The sequence below is a fragment of the Saccharibacillus qingshengii genome (assembly GCF_013185195.1).
Lineage (GTDB): Bacteria > Bacillota > Bacilli > Paenibacillales > Paenibacillaceae > Saccharibacillus > Saccharibacillus qingshengii.
The window spans coordinates 25,589-41,739 of record NZ_JAAZWC010000013.1; the positions used below are offsets into that span (position 1 = coordinate 25,589).

Consider the following 16,151-nt stretch of genomic DNA (forward strand, 5'->3'; position numbering starts at 1 on the left):
CCGTAAGAGCGGGCCTGCCGTTTTGTACAAGAAGCACCCCGCCGTTGCATTTCTTTTCCCGCCATGCTACCATCATAACCAATACCGTATTCCGGTCACTTGCCGGGTACACACATATACTCTTTCGGGGCGGGGTGCAATTCCCCACCGGCGGTGACGGCACGCGATTCTTCGGAATCGCCGGCCGAAGTCCGTGACCCGAGCCGTTTCCTATGCGAGACGGCCGGTTGACCCGGTGCAATTCCGGGACCGACAGTTACAGTCTGGATGGGAGAAAGAGAAAACGAACCGTCGTGTTTGCCTTGCATGCGGTTGGAAGTGGTCGGCTGTGCCGGTCGTCTTCGAACATGGCATGCGTATGTGGCATCTGATATTCATCGCAGTCAAAACTGCGGGTCCAAGCTTTTTGCGAAGCGGCTCGTTTGTTTTTTCACAGGTGAAGATCGGTTTCCTTATACTTGGATTCAGGCAGATGCATCCGGCAGGCCGGTGCTGTTTGGCATACCTGTTGGCTGCGTTCCGGAGTTCCGGCAAAGACGCACCTTTTCGCTTTTTAATCCCAAGCCCCGTTTTCGGATCAACATCCGAGTACGGGGCTTTTTTGCATGTGCAGCTTGGACATGTACCGAATAGAGCATACCGGAACGGTAGGCATCTTCAGAAATAGACCAAGAAAGCAAGGAGGCGGCTCTCATGTTTACCGGCTTGATCGAAGAAGTAGGCAGCCTGCGGCGAGCCGAACGCCGCGGAGAAGCGATGGTGCTGACCCTCGGGGCCCAAAAAGTGCTGGAGCATGTGGCGATCGGGGACAGTATCGCCGTGAACGGCGTATGTCTGACCGTCACCGGCTACGAACGCGATTCGTTTACCGTCGACGTGATGCCGCAGACGTACCGCAGCAGCAATCTGAGCACGCTCGGCAGCGGCAGTCCGGTCAATCTGGAGCGGGCGCTGGCGGCAAACGGGCGCTTCGGCGGACATATCGTGCAGGGCCATGTCGACGGAACCGCTTCGATCGTCTCGGTCGAGCAGGATCAGAATGCCGTCGTGTTCACGTTGAAGGCGGACGATCCGCATCTGATGCGCTATGTGATCGGCAAAGGTTCGATCGCGATCGACGGGATCAGCCTGACCGTGACGCACGCGGAGAACAGCCATTTCGGCGTATCGATTATCCCACATACGCTGGGAGAGACCGCGCTGAGCCGGAAAAAGGCAGGCAGTTCCGTCAACGTCGAATGCGATATTTTGGGCAAGTATGTTGAACATCTGCTGGGTTTCGGGCAAAAAGACGGAGCGGGAGCGAAGACGTTCTCCGCAATCGACGAAAGCTTTCTGTCGCGCCACGGATTCGCCTGAACAGAGCGGCGAATCCCAAGCAGAGCGAAGCCGGAAATCAAGGAGGAAATGAAATGGACGAACGATTTGTATTTGACAAGATCGACGATGCGCTGACGGACCTCATATCCGGCAAAATCGTGCTGGTCGTCGACGACGAAGACCGCGAGAACGAAGGCGATTTTATTGCGCTGGCCGACCGTGTTACGCCCGAAGTCATCAATTTCATGATTACGGAAGGCCGTGGGCTGGTCTGCCTGCCGATCACGAGAGAACGGGCAGCGCTGCTGGAGCTTGCACCGATGACCACGCGCAACACCGACTTTCACGGAACGGCGTTTACGGTGTCCGTCGATCATGTGGAGACGACGACCGGCATTTCGGCACATGAGCGCGCGGTAACGGCCCGGGCGATTACGCGTCTGGAGACCCGGGCGGACGACTTCCGTCGTCCCGGCCACATGTTCCCCCTGATCGCCAAAGACGGAGGGGTGCTGCGCCGGGCCGGCCACACGGAAGCGGCGGTCGATCTGGCGCGTCTGAGCGGGGCCGAGCCGGCCGGCGTAATCTGCGAGGTCATCAAGGAAGACGGCACGATGGCGCGTCTGCCCGACCTGATCGAACTCGCCCGCAAATGGAACATGAAGCTGATCAGCATCAAAGACCTGATCCAGTACCGCAGCGAACGCGAACAGTTGGTCCGGCGCGAAGTGGAAGTCCGGATGCCCACGGATTACGGCGAGTTCCGGGTAGTGGCCTACAGCAACAAGGTCGACGACAAAGAACATCTGGCGCTGGTCAAAGGAACGATCGATCCGCAGTCGCCGGTTCTGGTGCGGGTGCACTCCGAATGTCTGACCGGCGACGTGTTCCATTCGCACCGCTGCGACTGCGGGCCCCAGTTCGAAGCGGCGATGCGGCGGATCGAAACGGAAGGCTCCGGCGTGCTGCTGTACATGCGCCAGGAAGGCCGGGGCATCGGGCTGATCAACAAGCTGAAAGCCTATAAGCTGCAGGAAGAAGGCATGGATACGGTCGATGCGAATCTTGCGCTCGGGTTTGCCGCCGATCTGAGGGAATACGGCATCGGAGCCCAGATTCTCGCCGATCTCGGGGTGCGGCAGATCCGTTTGTTGACCAATAACCCGCGCAAAATCAAAGGACTGCAGGGACACGGGCTGGAAGTTGTCGAACGGGTCCCGATCCAGATGGCGGAGAATGCCGACAATACCGGATACCTGCATACCAAACAGAACAAACTTGGACATCTGCTGAGCTTCGGAACGCCGCTGCCGGGTGAACAAATACGGACGGAAGAACTTGAGCCGCTGGAGCAGAACGAGCCGCCGATCACGCCGCGGAACGGGTCAGGGCTGTAAAGGCCGAAGAAGAAGCAGCATGACGGCTGTATGATTCATGAGGAAATTTGTAAAACGAAGGCTACAAACCGGTCAATCTGGTATACAATAGACAAAGGATGGTTGATGACAAATGGCAAATGTATACGAAGGACACTTGGTATCGCAGGGATATAAATTCGGGATCGTCGTCGGCAGATTCAACGAGTTCATCACGTCGAAGCTGCTGTCGGGCGCGCTCGATGCTTTGAAGCGCCACGGTGCGGAAGACGACGATGTGGATGTCGCCTGGGTTCCGGGCGCGTTCGAGATTCCGCTTATCGCGCAGAAAATGGCGGAGAGCGGCAGATACGATGCCGTGATTACGCTTGGAACGGTAATTCGCGGTTCGACGACGCATTACGATTATGTCTGCAACGAAGTGGCGAAGGGCGTATCCGCAATCAATCTGAAAACGGGCGTTCCGACAATCTTCGGCCTCGTCACCACCGAAAATATCGAACAGGCGATCGAGCGTGCGGGAACCAAAGCCGGTAACAAAGGCTGGGATTCGGCGCTTGCGGCGCTTGAAATGGCCAGCCTGAGCCGTCAATTCAAAGGCTGACCGTTCGCAATACGGGCGGAGGGGAAACGGCTTGACTGTATTATACAAACTAGAAGCGTTCGAAGGTCCGCTCGACCTGCTGCTGCACCTGATCGACAAGTCGGAGATCGATATCCAGCAGATTTCCATCAGCACGATCACGGAACAGTACCTGCAGTATCTGCGCACGATGCAGGAACTCGAGCTGGAAGTAACGAGCGAATTCCTCGTGATGGCGGCGACGCTGCTCGCGATCAAGAGCAAACTGCTGCTGCCCAAACCTCCGGTCATGGATATGGACGAGTACGATTTCTACGAAGAGGAAGAACCCGATCCGAGGGAAGACCTGATTCGCAGGCTGACCGAGTATCGGAAGTATAAGAGCATTGCGGGTCTGCTGCACGAGAAAGAGCACGAGCGAGGCCGCATCTATATCCGCGAGCCGGACGATCTGGCACCGTTTCTGCCCGAAGAAGACGACAATCCGCTGGAAGGTCTGCATATGTCCGATCTGGTATCGGCTCTGCAGCGCGCTCTTCTGCGGGCAGATCGCAAGCCTGTTGTCGCCCGGATCCGCCGCGACGAAATTTCTGTCCGGGACCGGATGCGGGAGCTGGAAGATGCGCTTCGCGGTGCGGGTGCCGGAGGCAGAATCCTGTTTTCGAGCGTACTGAACGAACGGATGTACAGACAGGAGATCGTCGTGACGTTCCTCGCCGTACTCGAACTGATGAAGATGAAGCAGGTGAGCTGCTATCAGGATCGGCTGTTCGACGACATCGTAATGGAGTGGAGAGGGGAAACGGCGTCAAATGGATTTGCAGACGTTGAAGTCGATTATTGAAGGCCTCCTGTTTTTGGCGGGAGATGAAGGTGTGACCGTGCGGCAGATTGCCGAGATTACGGAGAGCAAACCGGGCGAAGCCCAAAAAGCGGTGGAAAGCCTGCAGCGCGATCTGCGCAAATCGGGACGCGGTGTACGGGTGACGAAGCTTGCGGGCGCGTACCATCTGGCTACGCTGCCGGAACATTCGGAGTATTTCGAACGGCTGGCGTATTCGCCGTCGCGGGCAACCCTGTCGCAGGCTGCGCTTGAGACGCTGGCGATTGTGGCTTACCGGCAGCCGATTACACGCATCGAGATTGAAGAGATCCGCGGAGTCAAGTCCGAACGGGCGATTCATACGCTCACGAACAAGAGCCTGATCGTCGAGACGGGCCGTGCCGAAGCGATCGGACGTCCGATTCTGTACGGGACGACCAAAGCTTTTCTTGATCATTTTGGGCTGGGCGGTCTGGAAGAGCTGCCGGACGCTTCGGCGTTTGAAGCTCTGATCGTTTCCGAAGAAGAAGAGCCGCTGCTGTTCGGTTCTGCGGCTTCTCCGGCGCCGGGCGAACAAGACGAATAGGGCGAGAGCACCGTTCGGATGACCGCGGGGCCGCTTGTGGAGCGGTTCTCCAGCTTCCGGACGGCGGCTCGGGTTTTCGTTCAGGGCTTTTCCCGGATGGGAAGAGCCCTGTTTTTCGTTCAAGGCGTCGGATGCGGAGCGGCAGGTACGGACTTGGCATCGGAGCGTGCACAAAAGATGGCGGAAGCGTGAAAACAGAGCGCGGTTGCGCTTGTGATTTTACGTGTCTATAGGTATGATGAAAGGTGAGGTGACTGGATGACTATGGAACGATTACAGAAAATTTTGGCCCAGGCAGGTGTGGCTTCGAGACGGAAATGCGAGGAGCTCATTCTGGCGGGCAAGGTCGAAGTGAACGGCGAAGTCGTAACGACGCTGGGAACAAAGGCCGACCCGAACGCGGACGAGATTACCGTCAGCGGCCGGGCGATCAAAGCACAGCAGAAGCTGTACCTGATGTTCAACAAGCCCAAGGGCGTTATTACGAGTGCGACCGATCCCGAAGGACGCAAGGTCGTAACCGATTACATCAAAGGCATCAAAGAACGCGTCTACCCGGTAGGGCGTTTGGATTACGATTCGGAAGGCCTGCTGCTGCTGACCAACGACGGCGATTTGGCCCAGAAGCTTACGCACCCGAGCCATCACGTCCCGAAGACCTATCTGGCGACAGTAGAAGGTATTCCGCACGGCGATTCGCTCGAGAAACTGAGACGGGGCATCCAGCTTGAAGACGGCATGACCGCTCCGGCCCAACTTGAATATTACGATGTGGATCAGCAGAAGAAACAAGCGACGATCCGGATCACCATCTATGAAGGCAAAAACCGCCAGGTTCGGCGGATGTTCGACGCGATCTCGCATCCGGTCAAACGGCTTAAGCGGATCTCGATGGGCAATTTGTATTTGCAAAACCTGAAGCGCGGCCTGCATCGTCCGCTGACGGCGAGCGAAATCAATGAGCTGAAGCAGCTTTCGGAAATTACGCATGAGAGAGAAACGCCGGATAAGTAAGTTCTCCGCGCCATATCGTTGACGAAAGGATTGTTGCATCGTGGCTGATCAAAAAGAGCGAATTCTCGTAGTGGACGACGAAGAACGGATCCGGCGTTTGCTCCGTATGTATTTGGAAAAAGAAGGCTATGAGATCGAAGAAGCGGAGGACGGCGAGAGCGCTCTGCAAAAAGCGACGGAAGGCGATTACACGCTGGTCATTCTCGACGTGATGCTGCCCGGCATCGATGGGGTGGAAGTCTGCGCGCGTCTGCGCCAGGTCAAGTCGACGCCCGTTCTGATGCTGACCGCCAAAGGCGAAGAAGTCAACCGGGTGCAGGGCTTCGAAGTGGGAGCGGACGATTATGTCGTCAAACCGTTCAGCCCGCGCGAAGTGATCTATCGGGTCAAAGCGATTCTTCGCCGTTCTTCGGCGACCGCTTATCTGACCAAGGAGAGCGGAACGAGCAACAATATCGTATTCCCGCACCTGACGATCGAACACGATGCGCACCGCGTCCTGGCCGGAGGGCACGAAGTCAGCCTGACGCCAAAAGAATACGAACTGCTGCATTATTTGGCGACTTCCCCGGACAAGGTATTTTCCCGCGAAGAACTGCTGAAAGACGTATGGAACTACGAATTTTTCGGAGATCTGCGTACGGTGGACACCCATGTGAAGCGTCTGCGCGAGAAGCTCAACAAAGTGTCGCCCGATTCCGCTTCGATGATTACGACCGTATGGGGCGTCGGCTACAAACTCGAGGTCCCGAAGTAAGATGACGGTGTGGAAAGAACGGGTCGGCAAATTGTGGCAGACGCTGGTCGGCAAGCTCTGGCTGACGATTATCGGGCTCGTGGCCTGCGTGCTGCTGACGTTGGGTTTTTTCCTGCTCCCTTATGTCGATATCGCTTTTGCCAATTCGGCGGCCGTCAAGCGGATGCTCATCTATGTGGGGATCATCGGCTTTTCCATGACGACCGTCTTTGCGCTGTTTTTGCTCAAAAAAATCACCCAGCCGATGCGGCAGCTGATCGACGCCGCGGATTCCGTGCGGCAGGGCGATTACGGCACACGCGTCCATCTGGAAGGGCAGGACGAGATCGGCGAGCTGGCCAGTACCTTCAACCTCATGGCGGCCAGACTCGAAGAAAATATCCGGGATCTGAATATTGAAAAAGAACAGCTGGCCGGCGTACTGCGCAGTATGAGCGATGCGATGATCACGTTCGACCGCGAAGGCGCCGTACAGCTTACCAACCCGGGCGGAGAACGTCTGCTGGAGGACTGGAAGGAAATCAGCTGGATGGAAAAGGAACCCGGCGAATCGCCCGATTCCCGTCCCCTGATTCCCGAACCGCTGTATCCGCTGTTCGAAGAAGTTCGCAGAACGCTCGAAGACCGGAGTGCCAATGTGCTGGTCCGTCAGAGCGTATGGGAAGTCAATATGGCCCCGCTTTTTCTGGATAATGAAGTGCGCGGAGCGGTCGCCGTGCTGCGCAATGTGACCGATGCCGTCAACATGGAGAAAATGCGCAAAGATTTCGTCGCGAACGTCTCGCACGAGATCCGTACGCCTCTGTCCATGATGCAGGGATACAGCGAGGCGCTGCTCGACGGATTTGCCGCTTCGCCCGAGGAACAGAGCGAACTGCTCCATGTTATACACGACGAGTCGCTGCGAATGGGACGGCTGGTCAAAGACCTGCTGGATCTGGCGCGCATGGAAGCCGGACATACCGATATTGCACGGTCCCGCGTCGATATCGGGGAGCTGGTCGAACGCGTCTATCGCAAATTCGCGGTGCGGGCCAAAGACGGCGAATTGGATTTCCGACTGGAACGCGACGAAGGATCGCTTGTCTTGGATCAGGCCGATGAAGACCGTCTGGAACAGGTCGTCACCAATCTGCTGGACAACGCGTTCCGCCATACGCCGGCCGGACGCCGTGTGACCATTGCGGTCAAGCCTACGATTGCGGAACAAGAAACGCTGACGATCTATGTGTCCGACGAAGGTCTCGGTATTCCCGCCGAAGATGTGCCTTATATTTTCGACCGGTTTTACAAAGCGGACAAAGCGCGGACACGCGCGGTATCCAGCGGAACAGGGCTGGGTCTGGCGATTGTCAAAAATATCGTCGATGCGCACGGCGGCCGGATCCAGGTGGAAAGCGTGCTTGGAGAAGGAACCAAATTCCGGGTCATTCTGCCGAAGAACGGCCGAGCCGTGTAAGATTCACCTGCAGGATCTCCTGCGGCAAACGGCTTGAATACGAACATGCCGGAGCATTCCGGCATGTTTTATTTTGATTATTTTGTCCAAATGAAAGGATAACGCTTTCTTCCCGGAAGCGAATGAAAAGGAGGAGCCAGCATGAGCGGCACCTATATTCTGGCGTTGGATCAGGGAACAACCAGTTCCCGTGCCATCGTCTTCGACAAAGATGCGCGTCCGATCGCTTCGGGGCAGCGGCTTTTCACCCAGTATTTCCCTATTCCTGGCCGGGTCGAGCACGATCCGGAAGAGATTTGGAGCAGTCAGTTGGAAGCGGCGCGCGAAGCGATCTCCGTGTCCGGCATCGATCCGCAGCAGTTGGCTGCGATCGGAATCACCAATCAGCGGGAAACGACGCTGGTCTGGGACCGGGCGACCGGGCGGCCGATCGGGCCGGCTCTTGTCTGGCAGGATCGTAGAACGGCTCCGCTGTGCGAGGAACTGAAGAAGCGAGGACTCGAAGATTATATTCGGCAAACGACGGGTCTGGTAGTGGATGCCTATTTCTCCGCAACAAAGATTGCCTGGATGCTGGAACATATTCCGGGGGCACGGCAACGGGCCGAAGCCGGAGAGCTGCTGGCCGGCACGGTCGATACCTGGCTGATCTGGAAGCTGACAGGCGGGAAATCGCATGTCACCGATGTGACCAACGCTTCGCGGACCATGCTGTTCGACATCGGCCGGCTGGTTTGGGATGAGCGTCTGCTGCGGGAACTCGATATTCCGGTGTCGATGCTGCCGAACGTGCTGATGTCCGGCGCCCATTTCGGCGTGACCGATCCCCAATGGTTCGACGGAGCCGAAATTCCGATTGCTTCCGTACTCGGCGACCAGCAGGCCGCTTTATTCGGCCATGCCTGTGTCGAAGCCGGACATGCCAAAAATACGTACGGTACGGGATGCTTTATCCTGCTCAATACGGGCAGCGAACGCGTCGAGTCGACTCACGGACTGCTGTCCACTATCGCCTGGGGATGGAAAGACGAGCTGCATTACGCGCTGGAAGGCAGCGTGTTCGTTGCCGGTGCGGCCGTGGAATGGCTGCGTGACGGATTGAATCTGATCGAAGACGCTTCCGAATCGGAGCGCTTGGCCGCAAGCGTGGAAGATTCGGGAGGCGTTGTGATTGTACCGGCATTTACCGGTCTGGGGGCTCCCCAGTGGGATATGTATGCGAGGGGAGCGGTATTCGGTTTGACCCGCGGAACACAGCCGGGACATATCGTACGGGCCACGTTGGAATCCCTTGCGTTTCAGACCCGCGATGTGACCCAGGCGATGGAGAAAGATTCCGGTATTCCGCTGCGCGAGCTGCGGGTCGACGGAGGAGCTGTCCGCAACAGCATCCTGATGCAGTTTCAGGCCGATATCCTCGGCCTTGATGTGGTCCGCACCGAGCAGACGGAAACCACCGCTTTGGGAGCGGCGATGCTTGCCGGACTGCAGTGCGGCATATGGGACCGCAGTCAATTCCGTTCATTCAATCCGCCGGGAGCCCATTTCCGCCCCCGGATGGATGCGGAGCAGCGGGAGAAGAAGTACCGCCGCTGGGGAAATGCGATCGAACGTACCCGCGGTTGGGAACAGCCGGAAGAATAATACCGGGCAAGGCGTAATCAAATCGATAGGAAAAAGGGGAAGCACCCGGACGGGTACTTCCCCTTTTTCTTTTTCGTATTCCATGCGGATTGCAATCCTGAATCTAGCCAATCACTGATCCGATGATTCGTCGAATTACAGGGTGATTTCCTGCGCCGAATTGATCGCTTCCAGCGCGACCAGCTCGGTCAATACGATTTTTGGAACTTCTTTGTCCACGCTGAGCAGCATGACCGCTTCGCCGCCTACGACTTTACGGCCGACCTGCATCGTTGCGATATTGACCTGATTGCGTCCCAGCAGCGTGCCGACGTTGCCGATGATTCCCGGCTGGTCGTTGTGCGAGATCAGAATCTGGTGGTTGTCCGGCGCCGAATCGATCGGGAATTCGTTGACCTGCACGATCCGCTCGCCGTACCCGTACAGCAGTGTACCGGCTACGGAGCGCTGGGTTTCGTTTTGTTCGATCAGCGTTACCGTAATCAGGTTCGTGAAGCCTTTGGTGGCCGACGAGCTGCTGACTTGAACGTTCAGATCGCGGATTTTGGTCAGATGCAGGGAGTTTACGATATTAACCTCGCTGCCCAGATGGCGGGAAAGCACGCCTTTGACGATATAACGGGTCAGCGGCTGCGTATCGACTTCCGACAATTCGCCCGCGTAATCGATCCGGATCTCTTTGACTGCCGCACCCGTCAATTGGGAAGCGAAGCTGCCGAGCTTCTCGCCGAGAGCGAAGTACGGCTGCAGCTTGTTCATGACGCTGCTGGCCACCGGAGGCATGTTGACCGCATTCTTGAACGGCTCGTCGCGCAGAATATGAAGAACCTGCTCGGATACGTCGATCGCGACGTTCTCCTGGGCTTCCACCGTCGAGGCGCCCAAGTGGGGAGTGACGATGACTTTCGGATTGTTCAGGAACGGGTGATCGGGAGCGGGGGGCTCGACTTCGAACACGTCGAATGCCGCTCCGGCTACCGTTCCGTTATCGAGCGCTACCACGAGCGCCGCTTCGTCGACTACGCCGCCGCGGGCACAGTTGATGATCCGCATGCCTTTTTTCATCACGGCGAACTGATCGGTGGAGATCATATGCTTGGTTTCCGGCGTCAGCGGAGTATGGACCGTGATAAAGTCGGCGTTCTTGACGATATCGTCGACACTCGACAGTTTGACTCCGATTTTCTCCGCGCGTTCTTCGGTCAGGAATGGATCGTACCCGAGAATATCCATACCGAACGCTTTGGCGCGTTTGGCCACTTCGCTGCCGATCCGGCCCATGCCGAGTACGCCGAGTTTTTTGTTGCGCAGTTCGACGCCCAGGAACTTGCGATCCCATTCGCCGCTGATCGTTTTGGCATAAGCCTGCGGAATATGGCGTGCCAGGGCCATCATCATGGCAAAAGCGTGCTCGCATGTTGTGATCGTGTTGCCGTCCGGTGCATTGATTACGATGATGCCGCGTCCGGTGGCGGCAGGAAGGTCGATGTTATCGACGCCTACGCCGGCCCGGCCAACCACTTTGAGGCGGGAGCCCGCATTCATGATCGCCGCGGTCACTTTGGTTTGGCTGCGCACGAGGAGTGCGTCGTATTCGCCGATAATTTCGATCAGTTCGTCTTCGGATAATCCTGTTTTCTTGTCCACCTGTACATCTGCCGCTTCCACCAGCTGTTGAATCCCCAGATCGCTGATCGGGTCGGATACCAATACTTTAAACATCGTCTTATTTCCTCCCTTATTCGGTGCGCTATACGCTGCAAGTCAAATATGTTCCAGAACGGCGCCGCAGCTGCAGGCCGTCCGAAAAACCGATGATGCGGTCGGACTGATGAATTGCGATGCTGCAATGACGGAAAGACGCGTTGCTGTGGCAGAGGACGGACCTGAACGGAATCGGAGGCTCGCCAAACATTGCCGCAAAAAAAGACTCCTATCCTCATACCGCTCGCGCGGTAGAAGGGACGAGAGTCTCGCGGTGCCACCCTAATTCGCCGAACCCTTGCGGGCCTCGGCCTTAGCGGGTCGGAAAAACCGACCCTTCACGGTAACGGCGTGACACCGGCTGTGCCTACTCCGCGCAAAGCGGATCGGACAGACGCTCGGGAGTGCTCGGGAAGGGGATGCACAACCGGTTTGCACCAACCACCGGCTCTCTGTATATGCACCCTCCAATCGTTCTCCTTCAAAGCGTTTTGCTCAAGTTGAATTTTTCATACTTTAACACAAGGTGACAAGAAGTGTCAACGACTAAAATAAATTCGGGTTTCATAAATGAATAAACCTAAATTTCGCTTTGCTATTGAAGAAAGACTGCTTATTTCCGATCATTCTAACAAGGTGAGAGAAAAGGCGTCCGTCTTTTTTGAAGAGACATAAACCGGCATCGCTCAGAAGAAAAATAGCGGGATGCAGTCGATTGGGCGGGTGAAACTTGATTAAAACCGGGCTTTTCGTTATCATTTGATTATAATTAAGCTTTCTAAATTGTAGCGGCTGTGGGGGATGCATGCCGGGCAACCGATCGAAATTCTCCCCGAAGGAAACGAAACCATGACAAACAACAAGAAAAACAAAAATCGGCGCGGTGCCGTAAGGCTTACCGATGGAATGCTTCTCGCCAATCTCTACCTGACCCAGGGGCTCACGCTGCTGGTCGGAACCGTATGGATCCTGCTGCAGGGCCGCAATCCGCTGCATCTGCTGGAACTGCCGGCCGGTCCGGAATTTTTATATTGGGGATTCGGCTTTGCGGCGATTATGTTTTTCGTTGATTTTCTGATGACCGTCTGGGGCCGTGAAGAAGATCTGGACGATGGCGGAATCAATGCGATGCTGTTTCGCAGCCGTCCTCTTTGGCATATTTTTGTGATTGCGGCAATGGTTTCGATCTGCGAAGAACTGCTGTTCCGCGGAGCGATTCAGTATCATCTGGGTCCTTACTGGACCAGTATTCTGTTCGCGCTGATTCATATTCGATATTTGAAACATTGGCTGCCGACCGCGTGGGTGTTCGCCAGCAGTTACGGCCTCGGCTGGATCTATCTGCAGTCGGGCACACTGTGGGCCCCGATTGTCTGCCATTTCTTGATCGACTTCATTTCGGGCATCATGATCAAACGGAGGGAACAGAAGGAACAATGAGCGAACGTTTAAGCCGTATGGATCGGCATCCGAGCAACAGGAAGAAGCGCCGCAAGCGCCAGACGTTCAAGCAGGAGTGGCAGGATAACCAAATGAAGCTGTCGGATACGACGGTGATGAGACTTTCCATTCCCGAGAACCGTGAAGCTCTGCCCGTCCTCCCGGAGGAAGCGGTATCCGCAGTTCCGTTCGCAGATAACGCTTCTACCGTGGGACGATCTAGAAAAGAGCGAATCGCTTATGCGGAGCCCGAAATCGTACCCGACAAGCAGGAAGAAGAAGATCCGGATTCCGAACTTCCGCCGCGCAGCGTTTTGTACCCGTCCAGTCGGATCAGGCTGACCAAATGGTTTTACGAAACCCTGGTCCTTCTGTTCTTGATCCTGCTCGGGACACTGCTGTGGTGGGGAACCCAGGCGACAGGAGTGAAATGGCCATGGCAATAAAGTTGGGTTGGAAACAGGCGCTCGCCGCCGCGGCAGGTGCCGCGGCCGGTCTGGGCGTGCATATGGTAAAAGAAGCAATGGCTTTTCGGGTGCTGCACGAAGACGTGCACGTTCCCGGGCTGCCGCAAGCTTTCGACGGCTACCGGATCTATTTTATCTCGGATATCCACCGGAGAGCGCTTCCGGAGAACGAAATCGCCGCCCTGCAGGGGAAAGCGGATATCGTATGGATCGGGGGGGACCTGACCGACCGGGGCGTACCCGAAGAACGCACCTGTGCGAATATGCGGATGCTGCGTACACTGGGGCCGTCCTATGCGGTATACGGGAACCATGATTATGAAGCCTACATGCCGAATATGGAGAAGCTGGACCGTCTGCTCGAAGAATGCGGCGTCAAGCCGCTCGGCAGCAAGAATGTGCCGCTTCATCGCGGCGGCAGTACGATCTGGCTGGCCGGAATCGACGATCTCGGACCGGCGGGGTTATGGAGAGGCGATCCGCGTATTCGCCGCGAAGACTGCGTGCTGGTGCTGATGCATGATCCCAAATGGATTGTGGCGCTGCGCCGCACCTCGGCCAACTACGCATTCGCCGGGCATACCCACGGGGGGCAAATCAGTCTACCGGTAGTCGGTCCGGCTGCGTCCAAGCCTTTTTACAAAACGTATCTGGACGGAACGCACTTTATCGAAGCCGAAGACGGAGGGACGACCGGACTGCGCATCAGTCGGGGAATCGGGACCAGTCATTTTCCGCTGCGGCTCGGTTCGCCCGCCGAAACGCATCTGCTCACGCTGCGCAGTGCGCCGGCGCTTGCAAAGTAGCCGCCCGAAGACTGCCAAACGGGTTTTGTCCCAAAACAAAGACCGCTCCCCTCGGGGAAGCGGTCTTTGTTTTGGGCGGCGAAGCGAAAAGCTTGGCCGCATAAGGACTTAAGGCTGTTTAATGGTGTCGATACTGCGCGGATCAACGAAACTGTAGCCTTTTTTCTCAAGCCGGGTCAGCAGGTCATCGAGCGCTTCGACCGTCCAAGGCAGTTCGTGCATCAGGATATTGCTTCCCGCATGCAGCTGATCGAACACATTGTCGATCACGGCCTGCGGATCCTTCTTGTTGACCCAATCCAGTGAACCGACGGACCAGGTCATATACAGCAGGCCGTTCTCGGCCGCCACCTGATGGGCGTAATCATTGCCGGCCGCATTGGGCGGACGGAAAAATTCCGGCTTCTCGCCGATCGTTTTCTCGACGATGGTCTGGACGTCTTCGATTTGTTTCTTGATTTCTTCATTGCTCTGTTCGTTCAAGTAAATATGATCGTAACTGTGATTGCCTACAATTCCGCCGCGTTCTTGGATCAGCTTAAGCAGTTCCGGATGTTCTTTGACCCGGTAGCCGTTGACGAAGAAAATGGCTTTGGCCTTATGCTTGTCGAGCGTATCGAACATGCTGTTCAGCATCGCGGCTTCTTTCGGGCCATCGTCGAAAGTCAGCAGAACGACTTTTTTGGGAGCCTTGCTACCTTCGTTCGGTACGATGTCGTAGTTGGCGTTCATATGGTACTCGACCGGGACTTCTTCCGCGGCCGCCGCCTGTGCAGCGTCCGATCCGTCCTTTTTGTCTGCTGCCGTTTTCGGATCCGCTGCCGGGTCGTCGGCCTTTTGCGTTCCCGCATCCGCAGTGTCGCCTGCGGTTTCCGATGCGGCTTCTTCGGTTTTCGGAGCGTCCGTGCCTTGCTCTTCGGCTGCCGGAGCCGTACTGTCCGCCGGAGCGGTCTCATCCGTCTGTTTGCTGGCCGGGTTCGAGGCTTCCGCCGTCTGCGGCTTGGCATCCTTCGTTCCCGCTTCTTCGGCGGTGTTCCCGCAGGCGCCGAGCACAAGGCCGGCGGCCAACCAGAACAGGGCCGTTTTTTTCCACATCTGTGACTCATCTCGCTTTCTTCCATACATTTGTGCCTTTATGTAACGATTAAAGCTTAGCATAATCGACTCCGCATTTGCGGCACATAACGGGATTGTAACCTTTTCATTTCGACCTGAAACCTTTCATACCATCGCAGATCCAAGCGTGCATTTGAAAGAAAGAAGTGATAACATTAATATGTGGTTATATAATATAAAACACACCACATTCGGCGTGTCTTCAAAAGGATGCGTCGTCCCCAATCGGCCGTCGGCCTCGTTTCCTACGTTGCAGAACGGGCAGCCGGACCGATTCGGAACGAAATTCGCAACAAAGACCCTGATTTGAAGACACGCCTTGGGATGCCTTTGCTAAAAAACTGACTCCAAAAGGAGGGTCCTGTCGTGAAAATTGAACGATTAAGCCCCGATAAAATCCGTATTTTTCTGACTTCCGACGATCTGAACGAACGCGGAATTCAGCGGGAAGATATGTGGCAGGAGATTCCGAGGGTCCATGATTTGTTTACCGAAATGATGGACCAAGCCTACACCGAACTCGGTTTCGACGCGACTGGCCCTCTGGCCGTAGAAGTGTTTGCGCTTCCGGCGCAAGGGATGATTGTCGTCGTGACGAAAGGCAAATACGATCCACTCCATTCGGATACGGGAGACGAAGAAATGCCGGATGAAGTTTATGAAATGGAAGTGACCATGGAGGCAAGCGATACGATCGTTTACTCTTTCCAAGATATCGAGCCCCTGATCGAAGCGGCGCACGTGCTGCAGGATCGGGTACCCGAAGCCGGTTCGCTTTACCATTATAATAACGCTTGGTTCCTGCACTTTTCGGCAGAGGATCTCGAAGATTCGCAGCACGATTCCCTCGTCGCTGTGCTTGCCGAGTTCGGTACTTCTTCGACGATCACTACCTCTGTACTCCAGGAATACGGCAAGACCGTCATGGCCGACCGGGCGATTGCCCAGATCTGCATGCATTTCGACCGTCGGGCCTGATGTCCGTGGGAAACGCAGCCGTCCCGACCGTTCGGGGCGGCCGTTTTCGTTTGAGCACCCGGAAGGAGCCGGGATTTT

The 16,151-nt window shown here is 56.3% G+C and carries 15 protein-coding genes and 1 riboswitch; of the genes, 13 read left to right on the forward strand and 2 right to left on the reverse strand.

The window, feature by feature from the left end; translation table 11 throughout:
* Nucleotides 1–116: 116 nt before the first annotated feature.
* Nucleotides 117–283: riboswitch (FMN riboswitch) on the forward strand.
* A gap of 410 nt (nt 284–693) precedes the next feature.
* From ribE to glpK, 9 genes are all read left to right on the forward strand, one after another.
* The gene (gene ribE / locus HRQ60_RS12725; RefSeq protein ID WP_172196206.1) at nt 694–1,359 is read left to right on the forward strand and encodes a riboflavin synthase; all 666 of its coding nucleotides are present in this window, start codon (nt 694–696) and stop codon (nt 1,357–1,359) included.
* 53 nt (nt 1,360–1,412) lie between these two features.
* On the forward strand, nt 1,413–2,717 hold the full coding sequence (locus HRQ60_RS12730) for a bifunctional 3,4-dihydroxy-2-butanone-4-phosphate synthase/GTP cyclohydrolase II (protein WP_172196207.1): 1,305 nt from the start codon (nt 1,413–1,415) through the stop codon (nt 2,715–2,717).
* Nucleotides 2,718–2,829: 112 nt separating this feature from the next.
* Nucleotides 2,830–3,300, forward strand: coding sequence for a 6,7-dimethyl-8-ribityllumazine synthase (ribH, locus tag HRQ60_RS12735; protein WP_172196208.1), 471 nt, complete (start codon nt 2,830–2,832; stop codon nt 3,298–3,300).
* A 31-nt stretch (nt 3,301–3,331) separates the two neighbouring features.
* The gene (locus HRQ60_RS12740; protein ID WP_172196209.1) at nt 3,332–4,123 is read left to right on the forward strand and encodes a segregation and condensation protein A; all 792 of its coding nucleotides are present in this window, start codon (nt 3,332–3,334) and stop codon (nt 4,121–4,123) included.
* Nucleotides 4,092–4,688, forward strand: a complete 597-nt coding sequence (gene scpB, locus HRQ60_RS12745; protein ID WP_172196210.1) for an SMC-Scp complex subunit ScpB — start codon at nt 4,092–4,094, stop codon at nt 4,686–4,688. The genes HRQ60_RS12740 and scpB overlap by 32 nt, the downstream gene beginning before the upstream one ends.
* Before the next feature lie 264 nt (nt 4,689–4,952).
* Nucleotides 4,953–5,702 carry a pseudouridine synthase gene (locus HRQ60_RS12750; protein WP_172196211.1) on the forward strand — a complete coding sequence of 250 codons (750 nt, stop codon included), beginning with the start codon at nt 4,953–4,955 and terminating at the stop codon, nt 5,700–5,702.
* A 40-nt stretch (nt 5,703–5,742) separates the two neighbouring features.
* The gene (locus HRQ60_RS12755; RefSeq protein ID WP_172196212.1) at nt 5,743–6,459 is read left to right on the forward strand and encodes a response regulator; all 717 of its coding nucleotides are present in this window, start codon (nt 5,743–5,745) and stop codon (nt 6,457–6,459) included.
* 1 nt (nt 6,460) lies between these two features.
* Nucleotides 6,461–7,918, forward strand: coding sequence for a HAMP domain-containing sensor histidine kinase (locus HRQ60_RS12760; RefSeq protein ID WP_172196213.1), 1,458 nt, complete (start codon nt 6,461–6,463; stop codon nt 7,916–7,918).
* A gap of 141 nt (nt 7,919–8,059) precedes the next feature.
* Nucleotides 8,060–9,562, forward strand: a complete 1,503-nt coding sequence (glpK, locus tag HRQ60_RS12765; RefSeq protein ID WP_172196214.1) for a glycerol kinase GlpK — start codon at nt 8,060–8,062, stop codon at nt 9,560–9,562.
* 135 nt (nt 9,563–9,697) lie between these two features.
* Here glpK and serA read toward each other — a convergent pair whose 3' ends face one another.
* Nucleotides 9,698–11,284, reverse strand: a complete 1,587-nt coding sequence (gene serA, locus HRQ60_RS12770) for a phosphoglycerate dehydrogenase (RefSeq protein WP_172196215.1) — start codon at nt 11,282–11,284, stop codon at nt 9,698–9,700.
* A gap of 831 nt (nt 11,285–12,115) precedes the next feature.
* Here serA and HRQ60_RS12775 point away from each other — a divergent pair.
* The 3 genes from HRQ60_RS12775 to HRQ60_RS12785 are packed head-to-tail and all read left to right on the forward strand — an operon-like array spanning nt 12,116 to nt 13,979.
* Nucleotides 12,116–12,706, forward strand: coding sequence for a CPBP family intramembrane glutamic endopeptidase (locus tag HRQ60_RS12775; protein ID WP_172196216.1), 591 nt, complete (start codon nt 12,116–12,118; stop codon nt 12,704–12,706).
* Entirely contained in the window at nt 12,703–13,152 is a 450-nt protein-coding gene (locus tag HRQ60_RS12780; RefSeq protein WP_172196217.1) for a hypothetical protein, read from the forward strand. Before HRQ60_RS12775 ends, HRQ60_RS12780 begins: the two co-directional genes overlap by 4 nt.
* Complete coding sequence (locus HRQ60_RS12785) at nt 13,143–13,979, forward strand: metallophosphoesterase (RefSeq protein WP_172196218.1); 837 nt, start codon at nt 13,143–13,145, stop codon at nt 13,977–13,979. Before HRQ60_RS12780 ends, HRQ60_RS12785 begins: the two co-directional genes overlap by 10 nt.
* Nucleotides 13,980–14,087: 108 nt before the next feature.
* On the opposite strand, the gene HRQ60_RS12790 is transcribed toward HRQ60_RS12785, so the two are convergent.
* Nucleotides 14,088–15,074 (reverse strand): polysaccharide deacetylase family protein, encoded by a 987-nt coding sequence (locus tag HRQ60_RS12790; RefSeq protein WP_172196219.1) that lies wholly within the window; start codon nt 15,072–15,074, stop codon nt 14,088–14,090.
* Between the two features lie 387 nt (nt 15,075–15,461).
* Between HRQ60_RS12790 and HRQ60_RS12795 the strand changes: the two genes are divergently transcribed.
* On the forward strand, nt 15,462–16,073 hold the full coding sequence (locus HRQ60_RS12795) for a genetic competence negative regulator (RefSeq protein ID WP_172196220.1): 612 nt from the start codon (nt 15,462–15,464) through the stop codon (nt 16,071–16,073).
* The last annotated feature ends 78 nt before the right edge of the window (nt 16,074–16,151 follow it).